Raw genomic sequence first — 24,670 nt, 5'->3', positions numbered from 1 at the left:
GTCGCAACTCAGCGTAGAACAGGCCTAGTTGACTGGTCAACGGGAAACGGGCGAGCCTGTTGAACGCAAAACGGGTGTGGCCCGAGCCGTTCAGGCTCGGGCCACACCCGGGGTGCCGGTGCGGGGCGTCAGGGCAGCTGCGCCGCCCGCGCCTCGCGTCGGTTGTCGCGGAAGTTGTTCACCCGGCGGGCCGTGGCGAACAGCGGGATCACCGCGCCCATGACCAGCTGCAGCGCACAGCCGGTCTGGAGCAGCAGCTGACCGCCCGGGGCGTCGAACGCCCAGGCGGCCAGCAGGCCCATGGACAGCACGATCCAGGAGAGCATCGCGCCGGCGAGGCGGCCCCGCGGCTTCGGGTACTCCACCCGGCTCACCATCAGCCACGCCGTGCCCAGGATGGCCAGCAGCGTCGCCACGAAGGGCAGCTCCAGCAGGACGATGGAGACCACGGTCAGCGCGCCGAAGGGGCTGGGCATGCCCTGGAACATGCCGTCCTTCATCGTCACGCACGAGAAGCGGGCCAGCCGCAGGACGACCGCCAGGAGCACCACGATTGCCCCCAGCGCCGCCATCCGCTGGTGCGCGTCGTCCGCGACCATGCCGTACACGAGCACGAAGTACGCCGGCGCGAGGCCGAAGCTGATCAGGTCGGAGAGGTTGTCCAGCTCCGCGCCCATGGGCGAGGAGCGCAGCTTGCGCGCCACCAGTCCGTCGAACAGGTCGAAGACGGCCGCGCAGAGCATCAGGATGACGGCCGTGGCGGCGCTGTGCCGCGCCATGCCCGCGGACTCGTCGTTGCCTGTCAGATGCGGGATCAGGATGCCGGTGGTGGTGAAGTACACCGCCATGAAGCCGCACGTGGCATTACCCAGGGTGAGCGTGTCCGCTATCGACAGGCGCAGAGAGAGAGGCATCTCCTCCTCGTCGTCCACCTCGTCGGCCTCGGGCACCCAGCCCGCCTGGGTCTCCGGATCAATCACGGTCAATGCGAGTCACCCCAGCCACGGTCTTCTGTCCGACCTCGACCGCGACCTCCACGCCCTCGGGCAGGTAGAGGTCGACACGCGAGCCGAAGCGGATCAGACCGATACGGTCGCCCTGCTCGACCTTCGTGCCCTCAGGGAGGTAGGGCACGATGCGACGGGCCACCGCGCCGGCGATCTGGATCATCTCGATGTCGCCGAGTTCGGTGTCGAAATGCCAGACTACGCGCTCGTTGTTCTCGCTCTCCTTGTTGAAAGCAGGAACAAAGCCGCCCGGGATGTGCTCGACGGACGTCACCGTACCCGCGAGGGGCGCGCGGTTGACGTGGACGTTCAGCGGGCTCATGAAGATCGCGACGCGGGTGCGTCCGTCCTTCCACGGCATGATGCTCTGCACCACGCCGTCGGCGGGTGAGATCACCCGGCCGGAGCCGATCTCGCGCTCGGGGTCGCGGAAGAACCACAGCATGCCCGCCGCGAGCGCGGTGGCGGGCACGGCCACGGCCCTGGCCGCGCCGGAGCGTCGGGCGCGGGCCAGGCTGAGGGCTGCGGTGGCGACGGTCGGGAGAAGCCACGGCGATGCTCCGCGCGCGAGGCGTACGCCGGCTCGGCTGTCGCGAGGTGCAGAGGTTTGGCTGTGGGGCATGGATGACCTTCGTAGCGGATGATGCCGCGCAGGACGGGGGACGGCGGCTTTTCCGGGGATCGTACCGGTCGCGGGCTGCAACTGGGCAAGCCAGGCAGTCGAGTCGGCGGCCGAACACCATCTACGGGGTGTGATCTTCTTCTCGAAGAAAACACCCCGTATCCGGACATTCAGCCCTGGAATCGATACTCTTCGAGCAGCCTGCGCCCGATGATCATTTTCTGGATCTCGGCGGTACCTTCACCGATGAGCAGCATCGGGGCCTCCCGGTAGAGGCGCTCGATCTCGTACTCCTTGGAGAAGCCGTAGCCGCCGTGGATCCGGAAGGCGTCCTCCACGACCTCCTTGCAGTATTCGGAGGCGAGGTACTTCGCCATCCCTGCCTCAAGGTCGTTTCGCTCTCCGGAGTCCTTTTTGCGTGCCGCGTTGACCATCATCGCATGGGCGGCCTCGACCTTGGTCGCCATTTCCGCCAGCTTGAACTGGATGGCCTGGTGCTGGGCGATCGGCTTGCCGAAGGTGTGCCGCTGCTGGGCGTACTGTACGCCCAGCTCGAAGGCGCGCTGGGCGACGCCGCAGCCGCGCGCCGCCACGTTGACCCGGCCGACCTCGACACCGTCCATCATTTGGTAAAAACCTCGGCCGGTGACGCCGCCGAGCACCCGATCGGCCGGAAGGCGCAGGCCGTCCATGATCAGCTCGGTGGTGTCGACGCCCTTGTAGCCCATCTTCTCGATCTTGCCGGGGATGGTGAGGCCGGGGCGGACCTCTCCGAAGCCGGGCTCCTTCTCGATCAGGAAGGTCGTCATCGACTTGTGCGGGGCCGTGCCCTCGGGGTGGCCCTCGTCGCTGCGGACGAGCACGGCCACCAGGGACGACGTACCGCCGTTCGTCAGCCACATCTTCTGGCCGTTCAGGACGTACTCGTCGCCGTCCCTGACCGCCTTCGAGGTGATCGCTGACACATCGGAGCCCAGGGCCGGCTCCGACATCGAGAAGGCGCCCCGGATGTCGCCGGCCGCCATGCGTGGCAGGAAGTGGTCCTTCTGCTCCTGCGTGCCGTGTTGCTTGAGCATGTACGCGACGATGAAGTGGGTGTTGATGATGCCGGACACCGACATCCAGCCGCGGGCGATCTCCTCCACGCACAGCGCGTAGGTGAGCAGCGACTCGCCCAGGCCGCCGTACTCCTCGGGGATCATCAGACCGAACAGGCCGAGTTCCTTCAGGCCGTCCACGATCTGCTGCGGGTACTCGTCGCGGTGCTCCAGCTCGGTCGCGACCGGAATGATCTCCTTGTCGACAAAGTCCCGGACGGTGGAGAGGATCTCCTGCTGGACGTCGGTCAGACCGGCGGTCTGGGCGAGGCGCGCCATCACTTCTCCTGCTGCTTCAGCTCCGGGCGGCCGGGCTGCTCGCCGCCGCGCTCCTTGATGTACGTCTCGGTGGGCACCATGACCTTGCGGCGGAAGACGCACACCAGGGTGCCGTCCTGCTTGTAGCCCTTGGTCTCGACGTAGACGATGCCGCGGTCGTTCTTCGACTTCGACGGCCATTTGTCGAGCACGGTCGTCTCGCCGTAGATCGTGTCGCCGTGGAAGGTCGGCGCCACGTGCTTGAGCGACTCGATCTCCAGGTTGGCGATCGCCTTGCCGGAGATGTCCGGCACGCTCATGCCGAGCAGCAGGGAGTAGATGTAGTTCCCGACGACGACGTTCTTGCCGAAGTCCGTCGTCTTCTCCGCATAGTTCGTGTCCATGTGGAGCGGGTGGTGGTTCATGGTGAGGAGACAGAACAGGTGGTCGTCGTACTCCGTGACCGTCTTGCCCGGCCAGTGCTTGTACACCGCGCCGACCTCGAACTCCTCATAAGTGCGTCCGAACTGCATCGTGCTCAGGCCTCCGGGATCTCGAACTTCGACGTGCGCTGCATGCCGGCGGCCCGGCCCTTGCCGGAGATGACCAGGGCCATCTTGCGGCTGGCCTCGTCGATCATCTCGTCGCCGAGCATCGCGGAGCCCTTCTTGCCGCCCGCCTCGGACGTGTAGTAGTCGTACGCGTCCAGGATCAGCTCGGCGTGGTCGTAGTCCTCCTGGGAGGGCGAGAAGATCTCGTTGGACGCCTCGACCTGGCCCGGGTGCAGCACCCACTTGCCGTCGAAGCCGAGCGCCGCGGCGCGCTGGGCGACCGCGCGGTAGCCGTCGATGTTGCGGATCTGCAGGTAGGGGCCGTCGATCGCCTGGAGGTTGTTGGCGCGGGCGGCCATCAGGATCTTCATCAGGATGTAGTGGTAGGCGTCCGCCGGGTAGCCGGGCGGCTGCTCGCCCACGACCAGGGACTTCATGTTGATGGAGGCCATGAAGTCGGCCGGGCCGAAGATGATGGTCTCGACGCGCGGGGAGGCCTGCGCGATCGCGTTGACGTTGTTCAGGCCCTGCGCGTTCTCGATCTGCGCCTCGATGCCGATCTTGCCGACCTCGAAGCCCATCGTCTTCTCGATCTGGGTCAGCAGGAGGTCGAGCGCGACGACCTGCTCGGCCGTCTGCACCTTCGGCAGCATGATGCAGTCGAGGTTCTGGCCGGCGCCCTCGACGACCGTGACGACGTCCCGGTACGTCCACTCGGTCGTCCAGTCGTTGACGCGCACGACGCGCGTCTTGCCGGTCCAGTCGCCCTCGTTGAGGAACTTGACGATGGTGTGCCGCGCCTCGGGCTTGGCGAGCGGCGCGCAGGCGTCCTCCAGGTCCAGGAAGACCTGGTCCGCCGGGAGGCCCTGCGCCTTCTCCAGGAAGCGCGGGTTCGAGCCCGGCACGGCCAGGCAGGAGCGCCGCGGGCGAAGGCGGTTGACGGTCGTCATGCGGGGACCTCCAGGGGGTCGAGCTTGTTCGCTTTCCGGATCTCGTCGACGATGGCGCCGATGATTCCGGTGATGTCGAAGTCCTTCGGGGTGAAGACGGCGGCCACGCCGGCGGCCCTGAGCTGCTCGGCATCACCATTCGGGATGATGCCACCGGCGATCACCGGTATATCTGTGGCACCTGCCACACGCAGCCGCTGGAGCACGTCCGGCACCAGCTGGGCGTGCGAGCCGGACAGGATCGACAGGCCCACCGCGTGCACGTCCTCCGCGAGGGCCGCGTCCACGATCTGCTCGGGGGTGAGTCGGATGCCCTGGTAGACCACCTCGAAGCCGGCGTCACGGGCGCGTACGGCGATCTGCTCGGCGCCGTTGGAGTGCCCGTCCAGGCCCGGTTTGCCGACCAGGAAGCGCAGCTTGCCGACGCCGAGGTCGCGGGCGGTGGCGTCCACCTTGGCGCGCACCTCGGCGAGCGCGGAGCCCGGCTCGGCGGCGACCGCCACCGGCGCGGACGAGACCCCGGTGGGCGCCCGGAACTCGCCGAACACCTCGCGCAGGGCCCCGGCCCACTCGCCGGTCGTGACCCCGGCGCGGGCGCACTCCAGCGTGGCCTCCATCAGGTTCGCGGTGCCCTTGGCAGCCTCCTTCAGCCGCTCCAGCGCCTTGCAGGGGCGCGGGTGGTTGAACGGCGGCTGGTACCGCGTGTCGCGCCAGTTCTGCAACGAGTCGATGACCCGGGCCTCGACCGCCGGGTCGACCGTCATGATCGCGGTGTCCAGGTCGGCCGTCAGCGGGTTCGGCTCGGTGCCCTCGAAGGCGTTGACACCGATGATCTTCTCCGCGCCGGACTCGATCCGGGCCCGGCGCTCGGCGTGCGAGGCGACCAGCTGGGACTTCAGGTAGCCGGACTCCACGGCGGCCATCGCGCCGCCCATCTCCTGGATCCGGTCGATCTCCGCGAGGGCGTCGGCGACGAGCTGGTCGACCTTCGCCTCGATCACCTTCGAGCCCTCGAAGATGTCCTCGTACTCCAGCAGGTCGCTCTCGTACGCCAGCACCTGCTGGATGCGCAGTGACCACTGCTGGTCCCAGGGCCGGGGCAGACCGAGGGCCTCGTTCCAGGCCGGCAGCTGCACGGCACGCGCGCGTGCGTCCTTCGACAGCGTCACGGCCAGCATCTCCAGCACGATCCGCTGGACGTTGTTCTCCGGCTGCGCCTCGGTCAGGCCGAGCGAGTTGACCTGGACGCCGTAGCGGAACCGGCGCTGCTTGGGGTCCTCGATGCCGTACCGCTCCCGGGTGACCTTGTCCCAGATACGGCCGAACGCCCGCATCTTGCACATCTCCTCGATGAAGCGGACGCCCGCGTTCACGAAGAAGGAGATGCGCGCGACGACATCGCCCATGCGCTCCCGCGGCACCTGGCCGGAGTCGCGGACGGCGTCGAGGACGGCGATCGCGGTGGACATCGCGTACGCGATCTCCTGCACCGGCGTGGCCCCGGCCTCCTGCAGGTGGTAGCTGCAGATGTTGATCGGGTTCCACTTCGGGATGTGGGAGACCGTGTACGCGATCATGTCCGTCGTCAGGCGGAGCGACGGTCCCGGCGGGAACACATGGGTGCCCCGGGACAGGTACTCCTTGACGATGTCGTTCTGGGTCGTGCCCTGGAGCTTGGTGATGTCCGCGCCCTGCTCCTCGGCGACGACCTGGTAGAGCGCCAGCAGCCACATGGCGGTGGCGTTGATCGTCATCGAGGTGTTCATCTGCTCCAGGGGGATGTCCTGGAACAGCCGGCGCATGTCACCGAGGTGCGCGACGGGCACGCCGACCCGGCCGACCTCGCCGCGGGCGAGGATGTGGTCGGAGTCGTAGCCGGTCTGCGTCGGCAGGTCGAACGCCACCGACAGACCGGTCTGGCCCTTGGCGAGGTTGCGCCGGTACAGCTCGTTGGACGCCTCGGCCGTCGAGTGGCCCGCGTACGTCCGCATGAGCCACGGACGGTCCTTCTGACGCTCTGTCATCTATGGCTCTCAGACGTTGCGGAAACGGTTGATGGCGTCGATGTGCGTGGCGCGCATCTCCTCGTCGCGCACACCGAGGCCTTCCTCGGGCGCGAGGCACAGCACACCGACCTTGCCCTGGTGCAGGTTGCGGTGGACGTCGTACGCCGCCTGGCCGGTCTCCTCCAGCGAGTACACCTTCGACAGGGTCGGGTGGATCTTGCCCTTGGCGATGAGGCGGTTGGCCTCCCAGGCCTCGCGGTAGTTGGCGAAGTGCGAGCCGATGATGCGCTTCAGGGACATCCACAGGTAGCGGTTGTCGTACTCGTGGTTGTACCCGGACGTCGAGGCGCAGGTGACGATCGTGCCGCCCTTGCGGGTGACGTAGACGGAGGCGCCGAAGGTCTCGCGGCCGGGGTGCTCGAAGACGATGTCGACGTCCTCGCCGCCGGTGAGTTCGCGGATGCGCTTGCCGAAGCGCTTCCACTCCTTGGGGTCCTGGGTGTGCTCGTCCTTCCAGAACTTGTAGCCCTCGGCGTTGCGGTCGATGATCAGCTCGGCGCCCATCCTCCGCGCGATCTCGGCCTTCTGCGGCGAGGAGACCACACAGATCGGGGTGGCGCCGCCGGCGAGCGCGAACTGGGTGGCGTAGCTGCCGAGCCCGCCGCTCGCGCCCCAGATCAGGACGTTGTCGCCCTGCTTCATCTGGGCGCCGTTGCGGGAGACCAGCTGGCGGTAGGCGGTGGAGTTCACCAGGCCCGGGGCCGCGGCCTCCTCCCAGCTGAGGTGCGCGGGCTTCGGCATCAGCTGGTTGGACTTGACGAGCGCGATCTCGGCGAGGCCGCCGAAGTTGGTCTCGAAGCCCCAGATCCGCTGCTCGGGGTCGAGCATGGTGTCGTTGTGGCCGTCGGAGGACTCCAGCTCGACGGAGAGGCAGTGGGCGACGACCTCGTCACCGGGCTTCCAGGCGTTGACGCCCGGACCGGTGCGCAGGACGACGCCCGCGAGGTCGGAGCCGATGATGTGGTACGGCAGGTCGTGCCGGCGGGTCAGCTCGCTGACCTTGCCGTAGCGCTCCAGGAAGCCGAACGTCGGCAGCGGCTCGAAGATCGAGGTCCACACCGAGTTGTAGTTGACCGAGGAGGCCATGACGGCCACCAGGGCCTCGCCCGGGCCGAGTTCGGGCACGGGCACCTCGTCGAGGTGGATCGACTTGCGCGGGTCCTTGTCGCGGGTCGCGAGGCCCGCGAACATCTCCGTCTCGTCCTTGTGCACGGTGATCGCACGGTACGACTCGGGGAGCGGCAGGGCGGCGAAGTCGGCCGGCGTCGATTCCGGCGACTGGATCGCGTCCAGGATGTCCTTCACGGTCACGGTGTTGCCTCCGGCGGTGAACGCCCCTGAGGGAGGGGGCGCTGGGGGTTCGTCGGTGCTGCGGTGAGTGCTGCTGAGGGTGGTGTGCTGTGCCGTCGGTTCGGCTCGGTGGTGCTTCGGCAGCGCTTTGTGGCGCGGGAGGTTGCCTGTGACGCAGGCGTCCGGGCGCGCGGGCCATGGGCCTTTGGGGACAGCCGGCGAGCGATCGGTCTCTGCTCGCCGGCCGCCCGGACTCCTTCAACGTATGACACCGCGTGTCAGGCCGCAAGGCACTGAGTGCCACGAGTTCGGCTCAGGTGAAATCTTTACGTAACAAATGAGCGATGATCGATCGAACGCCTTCTGAAATCTGCTGGAAAACGGCCCCTGACATGGCAAAACGGCCACCCCGAAGGGTGGCCGTCATCACAGTGCCGGAGCAGCCCGGGAGTAGCCCGGGAGCGGGCTCAGCGCTCCTTCAGCGCCTCCTCGATGGTCCGCATGACCTCGTCCAGCGGAGCGTCGGTGCGGGCGACCGTGACGAGCACCTCGCCGTGCGCGGACACCGTCGCCGGGGCGGTGCCGGCGGCCGGCTTCGGCGCCGGACCGCGTCCCGCCCCGATCCCGGTGCCGAAGGTCTTGCGCACGATCGCGAAGGCGTGGTCCAGCTGCGCCTCGACGTCGCCCTGGCCGCCCGCCCGCAGCCAGCGTCTGAGGACGTGGTTGTGGGCGGTGACGACGGCGGAGGCCGCCACCTCGGCCAACAGCGGGTCGTCGTTGGCGTCGTCGGCGTGCGCGTGCTCGTCGAAGTGGCCCAGGAGGTAGCGGGTGAAGAGGCGCTCATAACGGGCCACCGAGGCGATCTCGGCCTCCCGCAGGGTAGGCACCTCGCGGGTCAGCTTGTAGCGGGCGACCGAGATCTCCGGCGCGGCCGCGTACATCCTCATGACTTCCTTGATGCCGCGGCACACGGTGTCGAGCGGGTGCTCGTGCGCGGGGGCGGCGTTGAGGACCGCCTCGGCGCGGATCAGCGTGTCGTCGTGGTCGGGGAAGATCGCCTCTTCCTTGGAGCGGAAGTGGCGGAAGAAGGTGCGGCGGGCGACTCCGGCGGCGGCCGCGATCTCGTCGACGGTGGTCGCCTCGTACCCCTTGGTCGCGAACAGCTCCATGGCTGCTGCCGCCAGTTCTCGGCGCATCTTGAGCCGCTGGGCGGCGGCGCGACTGCCTGCGGCACTTTCCGGCGCGTCGGGCGTAGCTGGTGTACGTGAGGACCTGGCGGGCTGGGACATGACCCGAACGTACTGCATGTGCGCAGCTCGATGCGCAGGTGTGCCGTTTCCCCCGCCCGGTGGGGGCGGGGGAGAGCCCGGCCGGCCGGGCGGGGCGAGGGCGCCGGGATCCAGCAGCCCGCCCCACTCCGCCTCCGTGGGGGACCAGTCGCCGACGCCGTCAGCGGCGGGCATACTCGCGGAAGCCGCGGCCGGTCTTGCGGCCGAGGCAGCCCGCGGCCACCAGGTGCTCCAGCAGCGGTGCCGGGGCCAGGCCGGGGTCGCGGAACTCGCGGTGCAGGACCTTCTCGATGGCCAGCGAGACATCCAGCCCGACCACGTCCAGCAGCTCGAACGGCCCCATCGGGTAGCCGCCGCCGAGCTTCATCGCAGCGTCGATGTCGTCCAGGGACGCGTAGTGCTCCTCGACCATCTTGATGGCGTTGTTCAGGTACGGGAACAGCAGCGCGTTCACGATGAAGCCGGCCCGGTCACCGCAGTCCACGGCGTGCTTCTTGATCTTCGTGCAGACCTCGCGGACGGTCGCGTGGACGTCGTCGGCCGTGAGCACCGTCCGCACCACCTCGACCAGCTTCATCGCCGGCGCCGGGTTGAAGAAGTGCATGCCGATCACGTCCTGCGGGCGCGAGGTGGCGCGGGCGCAGGCGACGACGGGCAGCGAGGAGGTGGTGGTGGCGAGGACCGCGCCGGGCTTGCAGACCTTGTCCAGCGTGGCGAACAGCTGCCGCTTGATCTCCAGGTCCTCGGCGATCGCCTCGACGGCCAGGTCGACTTCGGCGAAGGAGTCGTAGGACCCGGCCGGGGCGATCCGGTCCAGGATCTCGGCGGCGGCCTCGGCGGTCAGCCGGCCCTTGTCGACAGAGCGCGAAAGCGACTTGCCGATACGGGCCTTGGCGGCCTGCGCCTTCTCCTCGCTGCGGGCGGCCAGGACGACGTCGTAGCCCGCCTTGGCGAAGACCTCGGCGATGCCCGAGGCCATGGTGCCGGAGCCGGCGACGCCCACCGAGCGGACGGTGCGGCCCGCGGCCCCGGTGCCCTCGGTCGCCGGGGTCAGCGCGTCCGGCACGACCGTGGCGCTGCCCGGCGCCGCGTAGGAGTAGAAGCCGCGCCCGGACTTGCGGCCGGTCAGGCCCGCCTCGCTGAGCTGCTTCAGGATCGGCGCCGGGGCGTGCAGCCGGTCACGGGACTCGGCGTACATGGCCTCCAGGACCGTACGCGCGGTGTCGATGCCGATCAGGTCCAGCAGCGCGAGCGGGCCCATCGGCAGACCGCAGCCGAGCCGCATCGCCGCGTCGATGTCCTCACGGGAGGCGTACCGGGCCTCGTACATCGCGGCGGCCTGGTTGAGATAGCCGAAAAGGAGCCCGTCGGCGACGAAACCGGGGCGGTCGCCGACCGCGACCGGCTCCTTGCCCAGCTCGACCGCGAGGTCCGTGACCGCGGCGACGGCCTGCGGCGCGGTCAGCACGGAGGAGACCACCTCGACCAGCTTCATCGCCGGCGCCGGGTTGAAGAAGTGGAGCCCGAGCACCCGCTCGGGGCGGGCCGAGTCGGCGGCGAGGCGGGTCACGGACAGGGCGTTGGTGCCGGTCGCGAGGATCGTCTCCGGGCGGACGATGCCGTCCAGCTCGCGGAGGATCTGCTGCTTGATCTCGTACGACTCCGGGGCCACCTCGATGACGAGGTCGGCGTCGGCCGCCGCGGTGAGGTCGGTGGCGGTGTGCACCCGGGCCAGGGCGTCGGCGCGCTCCTGCTCGGTGAGCCGGCCGCGCTCCACGCAGCGGGCGGTGGAGGCCTCCAGGGCGGCGAGGGAGCGCGCGGCCTGGGCCTCGCTGACGTCGATGCCGATCACCTCGCGACCGGCCTTCACGAGGACCTCGGTGATACCGGTGCCCATGGTGCCGAGACCGACGACGGCGATCGTCGGGAACGGGGGCAGCGGGGTGCCGGACTGGGGGGACAGGGGAGTGGCCATCGCGGGACTCCAGGAATGAGGGTGACGACGAGGAGCGCGCCGGGTGCGCCGAGGGGCGCACCGCGGTGCGGAAGAGGAGTGCGGGTGTTGCCGGGCTGCGAGCGCACACGCCCGGTACTGCCGGGTGCCACGGGCGATGCACACGCCCGCGAGCGGCAAACGGCAGGGATTCCGACCGGCCCTGTCCCGGAGCCGGGTCGTACTGCGGTACACGTCGTACCGAACCGACCTGATCTCCCGTCGCCCCGAAGGGCTGGGAGGTGTCCCGGACGACGGCTGCGTCACCAAACCGTCGCCAGTGGAAGTGCGAGTGGGTAACTCGCTCGTCTGAGCTTAACCGGCGAGTAACGAGCGCGCCAGCCCTGAGTCGCACCGGACTTTGTGATGTAGCTCCCCAGGCGCCCGTGACGCCCCTACGCTGGACTTCGTGGACGAAGAGTTGCGATCGCTCACGGAGCGCTTACAGCAGGAGTCGCGCGGCTCGGCGGCGTTCGACCGGCTGCGGGCGACCGAGGACCACGACGAACTCGCGGAGGTGCTCACCGCGCCCGGACAGCCCCTGTGGGCCATAGAACTGGCCGCGTTCCGGCTCGGCGTCGCCGGCGACCGGCGTGCCTTCGAGGCCCTGGTGCTTCTCCTCAACCACCGCGACCCCCCGCGCTGCGCCTGTGCCGCCCACGCCCTCGCCCGGCTCGGCGACCCGCGCACGGCCCGGGCGGCGGCGGCACTGGCGACGAACGAGCTGCGCGTGGCCTACGCCCTGCACCCGGTACGTCTCCTGGTCGAACTCCGCGCCCCCGAATCCGTCCCCGCGCTCATCACCACGCTGGAACGCCGGCTGCGCCCCCACGATCCCTATCGCCGCGTCGCCCTCGCGTGCGTCGAGGGCCTGGGCGCCCTCGCCGACCCCCGCGGCCGCCGGGTCCTGAAGGAGGCCCTCGCCCATCCGGCCCTGGCCAAGGCGGCGGTGTGCGCGCTGGCAGCCATCCCGGAGGAGGAACAGGCCAGGTGACGGCCGCTCAGCCGCACGGCCCGGCTAGTGCCCCGGCAGGCAACGCTCGCTCCGTCGCGACGCCCTAGTCACCCACCACCGCCAGTGCCTCGATCTCCATCAGGAACTGCGGTGCCACCAGCGCCGCCACCTGTACCGCGGAGGACGCCGGAAGGCGGTCGTCGGGTATGTGGGCGGCGCGGGCCGCGCGGATCGCCGGCAGGTGGGCCGTGTCGGTGACGAAGCAGGTCAGCTTGACCACGTGCTCGAAGCCGGCGCCGGCGGCGGCCAGGCAGCGCCTGAGGTTCTCGAACACCTGGCGCGCCTGCGCCGCCGGATCGCCCTCGCCGACCAGCTCGCCGTGCTCGTCCAGGGCGAGCTGGCCGGAGACGGCGACCAGGCGGCCGGCCGCCGAGACGACATGGCTGTACTGCGTGGCGGGGGCGACCCCGTCGGGGGCGTGGATCCGGGAGGGTTCACTCAGGGCCGCGTCGACTCCATGCTGATCGCTCATGGCTCCATGGTGGACCACCCCACTGACAACGCCCCCGACGGGTCGTGTGGTTGCTCAGCGGCGGAAGCCCAGCAGATCGTGCAGGGCCATGCCGCGGGAGGGGGCCGAAGCGGACTTCGTGCCCAGTGGCTTCGGGTCCGGTGACTTCTCGCAGACCGCGTCGGCGGTACCCGAGCCGTGCGGCACCGTACCGTCCGTCAGATACGCGGCCAGGTAGGTGTCCAGGCAGGAGTTGTCGCCCAGTGTGGTGCCGTGGTTGCCGCCGCCGTCCTCGACCACCAGGCTGGAGCGGGCGAGCAGCCGGTGGACCGTGACGCCGCCGGTGTACGGGGTGGCCGCGTCGTCCGTCGCCTGGAACAGCAGCGAGGGCGGCAGCGCGGTGTTGGCGATGTTCACCGCCTTGCGCTTCGCGATCGGCCAGAACGCGCACGGCGCGTTGTACCAGGCGTTGTTCCAGGCCATGAAGGGCGCCTTGCGGTACACCTGCCAGGCGTCCGTACGCCACCGCTCCCAGCGGGTCGGCCAGGACGTGTCGCGGCACTGCACGGCCGAGTAGACGCTGTAGCCGTTGTCGCCCGAGGTGTCCACGGCGCCGAGCTTCTCGTACGCCGCCACCAGCGGCGCGGGGTTCCTGTCGCGCACGTACGCCGCGAACGCCTCGGCGAGATAGGGCCAGTAGCCGTTGTAGTAGCCGCCGGGGATGAAGGTGTCCTCCAGCTCGGAGGCGCCCACCTTGCCGTCGGCCGGCTTCTTCGCCAGGGCCGCGCGCATCGAGTACCACGCGGCCTCGATCTTCGCGGGGTCCTTGCCGAGGTGGTAGGTGGCGTCGTACCGGGCGATCCACGCCATCAGCGCGCGGTGGCGGTTGTTGAAGGCGTACTCCTGGCCGACGTTGTCCCGGTACCAGACGCCGGTCGGGTCGACGATCGAGTCCAGCACCAGTCGGCGGATCCGTTGCGGGTACAGCTTCGCGTAGACCCCGCCGAGGTAGGTGCCGTAGGAGTAGCCGAGATAGTTGATCTGCGGTGCGCCGAGCGCCCGGCGGATGGCGTCCATGTCACGCACGGCGCTCACGGTGTCCATGTACGGCAGCACGTCGGCGTACTTGCGGCCGCAGTCGGCCGCGAAGGCCCGCGCACGGGCGAGGTTGGTCCGCTCCAGCACGGTCGTGGCGGGCAGCGTGTCCGGGCGCACCGTCGTGAAGTGGCCGGGCGCGCAGTCCAGGGCCGGGCTGCTCCTGCCGACCCCGCGCGGGTCGAAGCCGATGACGTCGTACTGCGCGGCGACGGTCTTCGGCAGGGCGGAGGCGACGAACCCGGCTAGCGTCAGGCCACTGCCGCCCGGCCCGCCGGGGTTGACCAGGAGGGGGCCCTGGAAGGCCTGCGCGGTGTGCGGGACGCGGGAGAGGGCGAGCGTGATCTGCCGGCCCGACGGATGGGCGTGGTCCAGCGGCACCTGCAGCGACGCGCACTGGAGCGTCGGATAGATGGCGCTGCCGCACGCCTTCCAGGCGAGCGGGTCGGCGGGAGCGGCCGGGGCCGCCTGGGCGGGCAGGGCGGTGACCGAGCCCGCCAGCACGGCGGCGGTTGCGCACAGCACGGCTGCGCGTGTTCTCATGCGTCCTCCCGGGACGTCGGCGGACCGCGAAGGTCTCATCTTTCGCCGCATCGTCCCGATATCGGCGCCCTGAAGAACGTCTTATAGGCATAGTTGACCCGATTGGATCTCACATGAGGGTGAGTTGGGTCGGCTCGGCCACGGCCGGGGGCTCGGCCGGCCGCGCCGGGGGGATCCGGCGGGCCAGGCCCGCGCGCGTGGGTCCGATGCCGTACTCCTGTGCCAGTTCGTGCACCTGACGGGTGATCCGGCGCTGGTACCACCTGGGTGCGTAGGCGCCCTCCGCGTACAGCCGCTCGTAGCGCCGCACCAGGTGCGGATGGTGCTGGGCGAGCCAGGCCATGAACCACTCCCGTGCGCCGGGGCGCAGATGGAGCGCCAAGGGCGTGACGGAGGTGGCCCCGGCCGCCGCGATCGCCCGTACCGTGGCCCGCAGCCGGTCCGGATGGTCGCTCAGGAACGGGATGACCGGCGCCATCAGCACCCCGCAGCCGATGCCGTGCTCGCCGAGGTCGCGCACGACGTCCAGGCGGCGCTCGGGCGTGGGCGTGCCCGGCTCCACCGTGCGCCACAGCTCGGTGTCGAGGAAGCCGACGGAGACCGAGATGCCCACGTCCGTCACCTCGGCCGCCCGGACCAGCAGGTCCAGGTCGCGCAGGATCAGGGTGCCCTTGGTGAGGATCGAGAACGGGTTGGAGTGCTCGGTGAGGGCGGAGATGATGCCCGGCATCAGCCGGTAGCGGCCCTCCGCGCGCTGGTAGCAGTCGACGTTCGTGCCCATGGCCACGTGATCGCCCTGCCAGCGCCGGGAGGCCAGCTGGCGGCGCAGCGCCTCGGGCGCGTTCACCTTGACCACGATCTGGGTGTCGAAGCCGATGCCGGTGTCGAGGTCCAGATAGCTGTGCGTCCTGCGGGCGAAGCAGTAGACGCACGCGTGCGTGCAGCCCCGATAGGGGTTGACCGTCCACTCGAACGGCATGCGCGAGGCGCCCGGCACCCGGTTGAGCACCGAGCGCGCCCGGACCTCGTGGAAGGTGATCCCGCGGAACTCGGGTGTGTCGAACGTGCGCGTGGTCACGGCGTCCGCGCCGAACAGCGCGGCCTCGGCGGCCCGGCCGTGTTCGCTCTCGCCCGTGAGGTTCTCCCAGCGCATGACGCCTCCTCGGTAGCACTGCGGCACAGAATAGAACATCTGTTCCCATGATCGTGCGGCCCGGTCGTGCGGGCCCACAGGCGCCCCGATTTGGGTGGCCGGGCACCGGGGTGGTTGGCTTGCCCAGACTCTGAGAAACCCCGAGCAATCAGGTCCTGGAGGAACGCAATGGCGCAGGTCGAGGCCACTACGGAGCGGGTCGTCGCGGCGGACGCGGAGAAGGTGTTCGACGCGCTCGCCGACTACCGCGGCACGCGGCAGAAGCTGCTGCCCGAGCACTTCAGCGAGTACGAGGTCCGCGAGGGCGGTGACGGCGAGGGCACCCTCGTGCACTGGAAGCTCCAGGCCACCAGCAAGCGCGTGCGCGACTGCCTGCTGGAGGTCAGCGAGCCCACCGACGGCGAGCTGGTCGAGAAGGACCGCAACTCCTCCATGGTCACCACCTGGCGCGTCACCCCCGCCGGCGAGGGCAGCTCCCGGGTCGTCGTCACCACCACCTGGAAGGGCGCAGGCGGCATCGGCGGCTTCTTCGAGAAGACCTTCGCGCCCAAGGGTCTCGGCCGGATCTACGACGCCGTGCTCGCCAACCTCGCCGCCCAGGTCGAGAAGTAGGCCCAAGCGCCCGCCGGTGAAGGGGTGTTGTGCCCCTTCACCGGTTCGAGTGGATCTCCCCGTCCGCCTGAACCCCGCCGTAACTCGCGGCAGTTGTCAGCAGTTGTCGCCTTGTGCGGGAAATGTGACAGGTGTGACGAGGGGAGCGGTACGTGGGCGGGACGACTCCGGTGACGCGCGAGCCGGTCGCGGCTCCGGCGGCGGGGGAGGGGACCGCCCCGCGCGAGGAGACCGCCGCGCCACCGCCCCCGCCCGCACCGGCCGCCGGACTCGGCGCACGCCGCGTGCGGCTCGTGTTCTTCGGGCTGACGCTCGCCCTGCTGCTCGCGGCACTCGACCAGATGATCGTCGCGACCGCGCTCCCGAAGATCGTCGGCGAACTGCACGGCCTGGACCGGATGTCCTGGGCGCTCACCGCCTATCTGCTCACCTCCACCATCGGCCTGCCGCTCTACGGCAAGCTCGGCGACCTCGTCGGCCGCAAGGGCGTCTTCCAGTTCGCCATCGCCGTCTTCGTCGTCGGCTCCGCGCTCGCCGGCCGGTCCCAGTCGATGGACCAGCTGATCGCCTTCCGCGCGATCCAGGGCGTCGGCGCGGGCGGCCTCATGATCGGTGTGCAGGCGATCATCGCCGACATCGTGCCGCCCCGCCGACGCGGCCGCTACATGGGCCTGATCGGCGCCGCCTTCGGACTCGCCTCCGTCGCGGGCCCACTGCTCGGCGGCTACTTCACCGACCACCTCTCCTGGCGCTGGTGCTTCTACGTCAACGTGCCCTTCGGCCTGGTCACCCTCGCCGTCGTCACGGTCGTGCTGAAGCTGCCCAGGCCCGCCCGCCGTGGGCGCTTCGACGTCCTCGGCGCGCTGCTGCTCGCCGCCGCCTCCACCTGCCTGGTGCTGCTGACCAGTTGGGGCGGCACCGAGTACGCCTGGGGCTCCCGGCAGATCATCGGCCTCGGCGCCGGCGCGTTCGCCGCCGTCGTCCTCTTCCTCGTCGCCGAGCGCCACGCCGCCGAACCCCTCATCCCGCTGCGGCTGTTCCGCGACTCCGTCTTCGACATCAGCGGGCTGGTGGGGCTGGTGATCGGCGTCGCGCTGTTCGGCGCCGCCAGCTATCTGCCGACCTTCCTGCAGATGGTCGACGGGGCCAGCGCCACCGAGTCCGGGCTGCTGATGCTGCCCATGATGGCCGGGATCGTCGGCGCCTCCGTCATCGGCGGCCAGCTCATCAGCCACACCGGCCGCTACAAGATCTTCCCCGTGCTCGGCGGTGCCGTCTCCGCCGTCGGCATGTGGCTGCTCTCCCGCCTCGAAGCCGACACGCCCCGGCTGCACTACAGCATCTGGATGGCCGTCCTCGGCGCAGGCATCGGCATGGTGATGCCCGTCCTCGTCCTCGCCGTGCAGAACTCCGTACGGCCCGCCGACCTCGGCACCGCCACCAGCGCCAACAACTACTTCCGGCAGATCGGCGGCAGCGTCGGCGCCGCGGTCTTCGGCACCCTCTTCGCGAACCGGCTCACCGGCGCCCTGCGCAGGGAACTGCCGCCGCACGCCGGGGCCCGGCTGCCCGACCCCGAGTCCATCACGCCGCACGCGGTCCACGCGCTGCCCCCGGCCCTGCGCGACGCCTACATCCGCGCCTACGCCGACGCCATGCCCCGGATCTTCCTCTACCTCGTCCCGGTGCTCGTCCTCGGCCTGCTCCTCGCCTTCTTCCTCAAGGAGAAACCCCTGGTGTCCCACCACACCGCCGCAACCGAGCCCGAGCACGAGGCCGTGAACGCCCCGATCCCGCAGGCCCGCACCCAGCCTTCGGCCGGGGGGACCCCCGTCTCGCTCCGCTCGCCCCACACCGCCGGAATCCCCGTCTGCGGTACGGTGCAGCACCCCGACGGCACCGTGGTGCCCCGCGCCGCGCTCACCCTCATCGACGTGGCCGGAGTGCAGATCGGGCGGGGCGCGAGCGGCGAGGACGGACGGTACGCGCTCAGCACCCCCGGCTCCGGGGCGTATGTGCTGATCGCCGCAGCCGGCGGCCACCAGCCGCAGGCCGTCTCCGTCACCGTCGGCGAGCGGCCCGTCGAGCTGGACGTCGTCCTCGGCGGCGCCGGACGCCTCGCCGGCAGCGTCCTGACCGCCGACGGCAGCCCCGTGCGCGACGCCACCGTCACCCTCACCAATGTGCACGGCGAGGTCGTCGCCACCACCCGCAGCGGCCGCGAGGGCGGCTACGTCATCAGCGAACTCGTCGCCGGCGAGTACACCCTCGCCGCCAGCGCCCCCGCCTTCCGGCCCGCCGCCCTCCCGGTCACCGTGCAGGCCTCGCGGGAGACCCGGCAGGACGTCGAACTCGCGGGCGGCGCCCTGCTGAGGGGCACCGTCCGGGCGAGCGGCGGACGGCCCGTGGAGGACGCGCGCGTGACGCTCCTCGACGCCGCGGGCAACGTCGTCGACACCCTCACCACCGCAGCGGACGGCACGTTCCGGTTCGTCGACCTCGCCTCCGGCGAGTACACCGTCATCGCCGCCGGCTACCCGCCGGTCGCCACCGTGCTGCGGGTCGCGGGCGGCGGCCGTACCGAACGCGACCTGCAACTGGGCCACGAGGACTGAGCGAGGACCGAGCGAGGACCGAGCGAGGACCGCGCGGGGGCGCCCGCAGGGCGCTGAGCTGCGCGCCGGTGCGATCCGGTGAAACCAATTCCAGGATTGCCACACATCGCGACCGGCCATCGCCGTACCGTAGTTGGCGGGCGGCACAGATCGTTTGCGTACAGCCGTGGGGAGAGAGGGCCGGGGCCATGGACCGTGGCAGCGAGCGGGAGACGCCTCCCGGGCGCGACGGCAGCGCGGCGGGCCGGATTGCGCTGGCCGTGGTCGTCGTCGACCGCGACGGCCTGGTGTCCCACTGGAGCAGCGGAGCACGGCGCCTGTTCGGGGCGGACAGGGAGGAGGCCGTCGGGCATGCCGCGGCCGATCTGCTGCCGGTCTCCGGCGCCCTGCCCGAGGAAACGCACGGCGATCCGATGCCGGACGCCTGCGAGGAGTACGACGGACTCGGTCCCGACCTGGAGGCCTCGCTCGGCGGCCGCACCGCCTACGCCACCGCCGGCCGCGCCCGGCTGGTCCCGCACGGCCACGATCCCGGCACCGAGCGGCTCGACGTGCTGTGGTGGGCCTACCCGCTGGTCGGTCCCGGACCGTCCCGGCTGCTGGTGCTCGCCGCCGACGCCACCCGGCTGCGCGACGAACGCGGCTACGACGACGAGACCGCCGAACGCATCTCGCCCGGCTTCGCCCGCCACACCGAACTGCCCGCCTCCGACGAACTCGCCCGGCGGCTGCCCGAGATCCTGCCCAACATGGGCCCCGGACCGAGCGGCCGTATCGTCTCCCAGGTCCTCGAACTGGGCTATCCGGTCCTGGAGTTCAGCCAGTTCGACCGGGTGCCCGTCACCCCGTACTGGGGCGTGCCGCGCCGCCCCGGCCGCCCGCGCGCCGAGGCCGTCGTACCGCAGGTGCGGCCGGTGGCCGCCGTGATCCCGGAAGGCGCCGAGCAGGACCTGGAGTACGCCGCGGTGCGGGAGCGGCTGGAGTTCCTCAACGAGGTCAGCTCCGCCATCGGCTCCTCCCTCGACCTCGGCGAGACCATCCGCGAGGTCACCAGCGCCGCCGTACCCCGGTTCGCGGACTTCGCCGGCACCCATCTGCGCGCGGCCGTCCTCGCCGGCGAGGGCTTCCCGGACGGACCGCCGGACGCCAGCACCGTGATGTTCCGGGTGTGGGTCGAGCACAACGACGAACCGGGCCGCTGGGACGACACCGTGCCCGTCGGCGAGGCCTTCGCCTTCCCCGAGCACACCCCCTTCTACAAGTGCATGAGCACCGGCGAACCGGTCCTCGTCCCACGGGTCACCGAGGAGCTGAGCGAGCGTATCTCCGGCGAGTTCGAGAAGCGCGACCTCAGGCCGCTCATCGGCGGCCGCTCCCTGCTGATCGTGCCCCTCAAGGCCCGCAACGTGGTCCTCGGCTTCATGGTGCTGATGCGCCGCCCCGACCGGCAGGCCTTCGACGACATGGACCGCACCACCGGCGCCGAACTCGCCGCCCGCGCGGGCCTCGTGCTCGACAACGCCCGCATGTACACCTACCAGGAGAACGTCGCCGACACCCTGCAGGACAGCATGCTCCCGCAGGTCACCCCGCGGATGGCCGGCTGCGACGTCGCCACCCGCTATCTGCCGGGCACCCGGCTCGGCCGGATCGGCGGCGACTGGTTCGACACCGTCAAACTGCCCGGCTCGCGCACCGCCCTCGTGGTCGGCGACGTCATGGGCCACGGCCTCAACTCCGCCGCGATGATGGGCCAGTTGCGCACGGCCGTACAGACCATGGCCGCCATGGAGACCCCGCCTGCCCAGCTGCTGCGCAACCTCGACGACCTGGCCCGCCGGCTCGGCGACAGCTACCTCGCCACGTGCCTGTACGCCGTCTACGACCCGATCCGCGGCGAGCTGCACCTCGCCAACGCCGGACACATCCCGCCCGTCCTGGTCCGCGCCGAGGACGGCAGCAGCGAGCTGCTGGACCTGCCCACCGGCGCCCCGATCGGGGTCGGCGGCGTCCCGTTCGAGGCCACCTGGGTCAAGGTCGCGCCCGGCGACCGGCTGGTGCTGTGCACCGACGGCCTGGTCGAGGTGCGCGGCTGCGACATCGGCGAGGGTCTCGCCGCCCTCTGCGAGTCCGCCGCGCACCCCGCCGCCTCCATGGACGACGCCTGCGACACCATCATCCGCGCCCTGAACACCCATGGCGGCCGCAAGGACGACGTCGCCCTGCTCATGGCCCGCCTCAACGGCATCCCGGACGACCACGTCGCCGAATGGCGGCTGGACGCGGCTCCGCACGAAGTGTCCCGGGCCCGCCGCCTGGTGCGCGAGCGGCTCCTGCAGTGGGGGCTGCCGCAGTCCGTGGAGACCGCCGAGCTGCTCGTCAGCGAGGTCGTCACCAACGCCGTACGGCATGCCGGGAGCGAGTCGGTCGGGCTGCGCGTGGTCCGCACCGACGCCCTGCTGTTCGAGGTCACCGACGACGAACCCGGCCTGCCCGCCATGCTCGGCTCCGGCCCCTACGCCGAGTCGGGCCGCGGCCTGCGCGTGGTCAGCAGGCTGGCCCGGGAATGGGGCGCCAGCGCCACCGGGCACCGCAAGACCGTCTGGTTCGAACAGACCGTCACCGGAAGGGCGTGACCAGGGGGGCGTGCGCCCTTCCGCCGCGCTCCCCCGGGCTGGCCGGGGTCCGTACATCCGGTGAACGTGGCGGCGCGCCCCTTGCCCCGCTCCGGGCCCCCGCGATATCCCGATCACGGAACCGAACCGTGGGGAGAGGCCATGAACGTCTCGGACAAGTACCGCAGTGCCTGGGAGAGTTACTGGAGCGAGACGTCCGACGACACGGGCGAGGCGATCTGGGACTGCGATCCGGCTCTCTCCGCCGAACCGCACAGCGCCCTGCTGCTGCCCCACGCGGACCCGGCGCGCACCATCGTCGACCTCGGCTGCGGCAACGGCACCCAGACCCGTTACCTCGCCACCCGCTTCGCGCGCGCCGTCGGCGTCGACCTCTCGCACGCCGCCGTCGAGCACGCCCGCCGCACCACCCAGGATGCCGCCGTGGAGTTCCAGCAGCTCGACCTCACCGACGCGGGTGCCGTGCGCGCCCTGCACGAGCGGCTCGGCGACGTCCACGTCTATATGCGGGCCGTCATCCACCAGAGCGAACCCGCGGCGCGGCCCGCGGTCGCCGCCGCCGTGGCCGAACTGATCGGCACCGAGGGCCGTGCGTTCGTCGTCGAACTCACCTCCGGCTCCCGGGACGTACTCCGGCGCGCCGCGACCCAGCCGGGCGGCCCCGGGCCCAAGCTCCAGCGCGTCTTCCACCATGGGCTCAAGCCCGCCGACGCCGACGACGCGGAGATTCCGCGCGTGCTCGGCGCGGCAGGTCTGAAGGTCCTCGCCGAGGGCGAGACGACCCTGCCGCAGACCGAGAACCTGGCCGACGGCACCCGCATCGACCTGCCGGCCCGCTGGTTCGTCCTAGCCGGCGCATAGTCGGCGCAGATCCAGGTACCGGCCACGTCGGCGCTCTCCTTTTCTTCATAAGTCAAACGCTTGACTTGCATTTGGTGAGCTGCTCGGCCGGGTGCACTCCGAGCACGGCGTCCGGCTGCTCCTTGGTGCGGCGGTCGAAGGGCTGACGGCACGTCAAGGCAGCGTGAGAGAAGTCCGGTTGGACACGGGTGAGGTGGTGCCCGCGGACCTGGTGGTGGTCGCGATCGGATCGGTGCCGGTGACCGACTGGCTGGAAAACAGCGGCCTGGTGCTGGACGACGGCGTGGTGTGCGACTCCCGTTGCCGGACGTCGACGGAGGGGATCTACGCGGTCGGCGACGTGGCCCGCTGGCACCACGAGGGGCTCGGCACCATGCTCCGGCTGGAGAACCGGACCAACGCCACCGAGCAGGCCGTCGCCGTCGCCGGCAACATCCTCGGCGAGGACCGCCCCTACACCCCCGTTCCGTACTTCTGGACCGACCAGTTCGACGTCAGGATCCAGGCGTACGGGACGCTCTCCGCCGGCGCGGATGTCGAGATCGCGGAGGGCGCCGAGCGCGACCGGCGGTTCGTCGCCGTCTACCGCAAGGGCGGCAGGCCCACCGGCGTCCTCGGCTGGAACATGCCCAAGCAGACCCGCCTGCACCGCCAGGCCCTCGTCGATGCGGCCGACCACTCACTCGCGTTCCGACGCTGACCCCCAGAGGAAGCCCCCCACACGCACAGAAGGCCCCCCACAGGAGGAGACATGACCGCCACACTCGAAACCGGCCGGACGTCGGCCGGCATCCCCGACTTCCCCGAACCCCGTTCTGCCCGCTGTCCGTTCGACCTCTCCCCGAAGATGCGTGCTCTGGCCGCGCTCGGCCCGGTGTTCCGGGTCCGGACCTGGGACGGCAAGGCTCCATGGGTGGTGACCAGCCACGCCGAGCAGAAGGCGCTGCTCTCCGACCACCGGTTGAGCGTGGACTTCGCCGCGCCCGACTTCCCCAGCCCGGTCGCCCACCACGGCAGCGGCGAGGGCGAGGCAGGGGCCCACGGCGAAGGCGCGGAAGGCGGTGACAGCCACGGCACCACCGACCTGAGCTTCGTCGGAATGGACGACCCGGAGCACGCCCGGCTGCGCCGGATGGTCAGCGGCGTCTTCACCATCAAGCGGGTCGAGGCCATGCGCCCCGCCGTGCAGAAGATGGTGGACGGCTTCATCGACCGGCTGCTGGACGAGCCCAAGCCGGTCGACCTGGTCCAGGCGTTCTCGTTGCCGATCCCGTCGCTGGTGATATCCGAACCGCTCGGGGTTCCCTACGAGCACCACGAGTTCTTCCAGGCCAACAGCAAGACCCTGGTCTCGCTCACCGCCACCCCCGCCGAACGGCACGCCGCGCACACCGGTCTGGCCGAGTACCTGGACCGGCTGGTCGGCGAGAAGCTCGACAACCCCGGCGAGGACCTGCTCTCCCGCCTCGCCGCGCAGGTCGAGGCCGGTGAGCTGACCCGCCGGGAGGCCGCCGTCATGGGCGTCCTGCTGCTGCTCGGCGGCCACGAGACCACCGCCAACATGATCACCCTGGGCACCCTGCTGCTGCTTCAGCACCCGGAGCAGGCCGCCCGCGTGCGAGAGAGCGAGGACCCCAAGGTCGTAGCCGACGCCGTCGAGGAACTCCTGCGCTTCCTCGCCATCGCCCACCTCGGGCGCCGCCGCACGGCGCTGGCGGACATCGAGATCGCCGGGCAGACCATCCGCAGGGGCGAGGGCGTCATCATGCTCGGCGAACTCGCCAACCGGGATCCCTCCGTCTTCCCGGACCCTGACCGACTGGACATCACGCGCGACGCCCGCCGGCACCAGGCGTTCGGCGCAGGCACCCACCACTGCGTCGGCCAGCCGCCGGCCCGGATGGAACTTCAGGTGATCTACCCGACCCTGCTGCGCCGCATCCCCACTCTCCGGCCGGCGTCCGCACTGGACCAGGTCCCGTTCAAGTACGACGCCGTGATCTACGGCGCCCACGAACTCCAGGTCACCTGGTGACCGGGGCACTCTGAGCACTCTTGTGCGGCCGGGACCGAAGTCCTGGCCGCTCTGCGGCCGTCGGGGTCAGCGGCCGGGGACGGGCAGGAGACCCTCCGTGTACTGGGCGCGCCCGTGGCCGAAGGACCAGTCCTGAGGGCCGTTCTCCATGATGCTGATGAAGATGTCCTCGCCGGCGATGCCGAGGGGTTCCAGCTGCTTGGCGATGGTCCGGTAGACGAGTTGCTTGACCTCGGTGGTGCGCCCCGACTGGGTGAAGATCTGGATCATCACCAGTCCATCGGTCCGTTCGAAGCCCAGGCCGGCGTCGAGGGCGATGACGTGGTCGGCGTCGTGCTCGGTGATGATCTGGAACCGGTCCCGCTCGGGGATCGCCAGCACCTCCACGAGTGCCCGGTGCGTCGCGTCGGCGATCGCCCTGATGTCCTCGGGCCGGCGTCCGCGGATGAGGTCGATGCGTACGAGGGGCATGTCTTTCGTTCCTTGCCTGCGTGTTGCTGTGTGCCGGTGGGCGCCGGCGGGGCCGTCTTC

19 protein-coding genes and 1 pseudogene are annotated in these 24,670 nt (G+C 70.7%); 7 read left to right on the top strand and 13 right to left on the bottom strand.

Annotated elements, in window-relative coordinates; genetic code table 11:
- Positions 1 to 128: 128 nt before the first annotated feature.
- From pssA to AB0L75_RS01330, 9 genes are all read right to left on the bottom strand, one after another.
- Positions 129 to 950, bottom strand: a complete 822-nt coding sequence (gene pssA / locus AB0L75_RS01370; protein ID WP_076094416.1) for a CDP-diacylglycerol--serine O-phosphatidyltransferase — start codon at positions 948 to 950, stop codon at positions 129 to 131.
- Positions 951 to 972: 22 nt separating this feature from the next.
- Positions 973 to 1,629 (bottom strand): phosphatidylserine decarboxylase, encoded by a 657-nt coding sequence (locus AB0L75_RS01365; protein ID WP_069777828.1) that lies wholly within the window; start codon positions 1,627 to 1,629, stop codon positions 973 to 975.
- 170 nt (positions 1,630 to 1,799) lie between these two features.
- Positions 1,800 to 3,005: an acyl-CoA dehydrogenase family protein gene (locus tag AB0L75_RS01360; RefSeq protein ID WP_365173733.1), complete on the bottom strand. Its 1,206-nt coding sequence runs from the start codon at positions 3,003 to 3,005 to the stop codon at positions 1,800 to 1,802.
- Positions 3,005 to 3,517 carry a MaoC family dehydratase gene (locus tag AB0L75_RS01355; RefSeq protein WP_365173729.1) on the bottom strand — a complete coding sequence of 171 codons (513 nt, stop codon included), beginning with the start codon at positions 3,515 to 3,517 and terminating at the stop codon, positions 3,005 to 3,007. Before AB0L75_RS01355 ends, AB0L75_RS01360 begins: the two co-directional genes overlap by 1 nt.
- A gap of 5 nt (positions 3,518 to 3,522) precedes the next feature.
- The gene (locus tag AB0L75_RS01350) at positions 3,523 to 4,485 is read right to left on the bottom strand and encodes a CoA ester lyase (protein ID WP_362122529.1); all 963 of its coding nucleotides are present in this window, start codon (positions 4,483 to 4,485) and stop codon (positions 3,523 to 3,525) included.
- Complete coding sequence (locus AB0L75_RS01345; RefSeq protein WP_365173727.1) at positions 4,482 to 6,509, bottom strand: protein meaA; 2,028 nt, start codon at positions 6,507 to 6,509, stop codon at positions 4,482 to 4,484. Before AB0L75_RS01345 ends, AB0L75_RS01350 begins: the two co-directional genes overlap by 4 nt.
- A gap of 9 nt (positions 6,510 to 6,518) precedes the next feature.
- Complete coding sequence (gene ccrA, locus AB0L75_RS01340; RefSeq protein ID WP_365174831.1) at positions 6,519 to 7,856, bottom strand: crotonyl-CoA carboxylase/reductase; 1,338 nt, start codon at positions 7,854 to 7,856, stop codon at positions 6,519 to 6,521.
- A gap of 452 nt (positions 7,857 to 8,308) precedes the next feature.
- Positions 8,309 to 9,148 carry a TetR family transcriptional regulator gene (locus AB0L75_RS01335; protein ID WP_365173725.1) on the bottom strand — a complete coding sequence of 280 codons (840 nt, stop codon included), beginning with the start codon at positions 9,146 to 9,148 and terminating at the stop codon, positions 8,309 to 8,311.
- Positions 9,149 to 9,290: 142 nt separating this feature from the next.
- On the bottom strand, positions 9,291 to 11,105 hold the full coding sequence (locus tag AB0L75_RS01330; protein WP_365173723.1) for a 3-hydroxyacyl-CoA dehydrogenase family protein: 1,815 nt from the start codon (positions 11,103 to 11,105) through the stop codon (positions 9,291 to 9,293).
- Between the two features lie 427 nt (positions 11,106 to 11,532).
- On the opposite strand from AB0L75_RS01330, the gene AB0L75_RS01325 reads away from it, so the two are divergent.
- The gene (locus AB0L75_RS01325; RefSeq protein ID WP_365173720.1) at positions 11,533 to 12,117 is read left to right on the top strand and encodes an adenylosuccinate lyase; all 585 of its coding nucleotides are present in this window, start codon (positions 11,533 to 11,535) and stop codon (positions 12,115 to 12,117) included.
- 64 nt (positions 12,118 to 12,181) lie between these two features.
- Here the strand turns inward: AB0L75_RS01325 and AB0L75_RS01320 are convergent, their stop codons facing one another.
- The 3 genes from AB0L75_RS01320 to AB0L75_RS01310 all read right to left on the bottom strand — a co-directional run bounded on the left by AB0L75_RS01320 (position 12,182) and on the right by AB0L75_RS01310 (position 15,380).
- The gene (locus AB0L75_RS01320; RefSeq protein ID WP_365174829.1) at positions 12,182 to 12,580 is read right to left on the bottom strand and encodes a RidA family protein; all 399 of its coding nucleotides are present in this window, start codon (positions 12,578 to 12,580) and stop codon (positions 12,182 to 12,184) included.
- Between the two features lie 84 nt (positions 12,581 to 12,664).
- The gene (locus AB0L75_RS01315) at positions 12,665 to 14,227 is read right to left on the bottom strand and encodes an alpha/beta hydrolase (protein WP_365173718.1); all 1,563 of its coding nucleotides are present in this window, start codon (positions 14,225 to 14,227) and stop codon (positions 12,665 to 12,667) included.
- Between the two features lie 109 nt (positions 14,228 to 14,336).
- On the bottom strand, positions 14,337 to 15,380 hold the full coding sequence (locus AB0L75_RS01310; RefSeq protein WP_365173716.1) for an Rv2578c family radical SAM protein: 1,044 nt from the start codon (positions 15,378 to 15,380) through the stop codon (positions 14,337 to 14,339).
- A gap of 168 nt (positions 15,381 to 15,548) precedes the next feature.
- On the opposite strand from AB0L75_RS01310, the gene AB0L75_RS01305 reads away from it, so the two are divergent.
- The 6 genes and pseudogenes from AB0L75_RS01305 (at position 15,549) to AB0L75_RS01280 (ending at position 24,139) form a co-directional block, all read left to right on the top strand.
- Positions 15,549 to 15,992 carry an SRPBCC family protein gene (locus AB0L75_RS01305; protein ID WP_365173714.1) on the top strand — a complete coding sequence of 148 codons (444 nt, stop codon included), beginning with the start codon at positions 15,549 to 15,551 and terminating at the stop codon, positions 15,990 to 15,992.
- 152 nt (positions 15,993 to 16,144) lie between these two features.
- Positions 16,145 to 18,607, top strand: a complete 2,463-nt coding sequence (locus AB0L75_RS01300; protein ID WP_365173711.1) for an MFS transporter — start codon at positions 16,145 to 16,147, stop codon at positions 18,605 to 18,607.
- 188 nt (positions 18,608 to 18,795) lie between these two features.
- Entirely contained in the window at positions 18,796 to 21,243 is a 2,448-nt protein-coding gene (locus tag AB0L75_RS01295; protein WP_365173709.1) for a SpoIIE family protein phosphatase, read from the top strand.
- Positions 21,244 to 21,384: 141 nt separating this feature from the next.
- Complete coding sequence (locus AB0L75_RS01290) at positions 21,385 to 22,104, top strand: methyltransferase domain-containing protein (RefSeq protein WP_365173707.1); 720 nt, start codon at positions 21,385 to 21,387, stop codon at positions 22,102 to 22,104.
- Positions 22,105 to 22,180: 76 nt separating this feature from the next.
- Positions 22,181 to 22,804, top strand: a pseudogene (locus tag AB0L75_RS01285) (FAD-dependent oxidoreductase); the annotation flags it as partial.
- Between the two features lie 51 nt (positions 22,805 to 22,855).
- A complete protein-coding gene (locus tag AB0L75_RS01280; RefSeq protein ID WP_365173704.1) occupies positions 22,856 to 24,139 on the top strand; it encodes a cytochrome P450 in 1,284 nt (427 codons plus the stop codon).
- 66 nt (positions 24,140 to 24,205) lie between these two features.
- Here the strand turns inward: AB0L75_RS01280 and AB0L75_RS01275 are convergent, their stop codons facing one another.
- Positions 24,206 to 24,610, bottom strand: coding sequence for a tautomerase family protein (locus tag AB0L75_RS01275; protein ID WP_365173702.1), 405 nt, complete (start codon positions 24,608 to 24,610; stop codon positions 24,206 to 24,208).
- Between the last annotated feature and the right edge of the window lie 60 nt (positions 24,611 to 24,670).

Source organism: Streptomyces sp. NPDC052101 (assembly GCF_040680235.1).
Classification (GTDB): Bacteria; Actinomycetota; Actinomycetes; order Streptomycetales; family Streptomycetaceae; genus Streptomyces.
This window is presented reverse-complemented; position numbering and strand designations above follow the sequence as displayed.

Bases quoted from the DNA above. Each gene is read 5' to 3' on its own strand.
- AB0L75_RS01345 (WP_365173727.1), bottom strand. From the start codon at position 6,509: ATGACAGAGCGTCAGAAGGACCGTCCGTGGCTCATGCGGACGTACGCG.
- AB0L75_RS01350 (WP_362122529.1), bottom strand. From the start codon at position 4,485: ATGACGACCGTCAACCGCCTTCGCCCGCGGCGCTCCTGCCTGGCCGTG.
- AB0L75_RS01310 (WP_365173716.1), bottom strand. From the start codon at position 15,380: ATGCGCTGGGAGAACCTCACGGGCGAGAGCGAACACGGCCGGGCCGCC.
- AB0L75_RS01295 (WP_365173709.1), top strand. From the start codon at position 18,796: ATGGACCGTGGCAGCGAGCGGGAGACGCCTCCCGGGCGCGACGGCAGC.
- AB0L75_RS01335 (WP_365173725.1), bottom strand. From the start codon at position 9,148: ATGCAGTACGTTCGGGTCATGTCCCAGCCCGCCAGGTCCTCACGTACA.
- AB0L75_RS01275 (WP_365173702.1), bottom strand. From the start codon at position 24,610: ATGCCCCTCGTACGCATCGACCTCATCCGCGGACGCCGGCCCGAGGAC.
- AB0L75_RS01355 (WP_365173729.1), bottom strand. From the start codon at position 3,517: ATGCAGTTCGGACGCACTTATGAGGAGTTCGAGGTCGGCGCGGTGTAC.
- AB0L75_RS01315 (WP_365173718.1), bottom strand. From the start codon at position 14,227: ATGAGAACACGCGCAGCCGTGCTGTGCGCAACCGCCGCCGTGCTGGCG.
- AB0L75_RS01290 (WP_365173707.1), top strand. From the start codon at position 21,385: ATGAACGTCTCGGACAAGTACCGCAGTGCCTGGGAGAGTTACTGGAGC.
- AB0L75_RS01365 (WP_069777828.1), bottom strand. From the start codon at position 1,629: ATGCCCCACAGCCAAACCTCTGCACCTCGCGACAGCCGAGCCGGCGTA.
- AB0L75_RS01330 (WP_365173723.1), bottom strand. From the start codon at position 11,105: ATGGCCACTCCCCTGTCCCCCCAGTCCGGCACCCCGCTGCCCCCGTTC.
- AB0L75_RS01305 (WP_365173714.1), top strand. From the start codon at position 15,549: ATGGCGCAGGTCGAGGCCACTACGGAGCGGGTCGTCGCGGCGGACGCG.
- AB0L75_RS01360 (WP_365173733.1), bottom strand. From the start codon at position 3,005: ATGGCGCGCCTCGCCCAGACCGCCGGTCTGACCGACGTCCAGCAGGAG.
- AB0L75_RS01280 (WP_365173704.1), top strand. From the start codon at position 22,856: ATGACCGCCACACTCGAAACCGGCCGGACGTCGGCCGGCATCCCCGAC.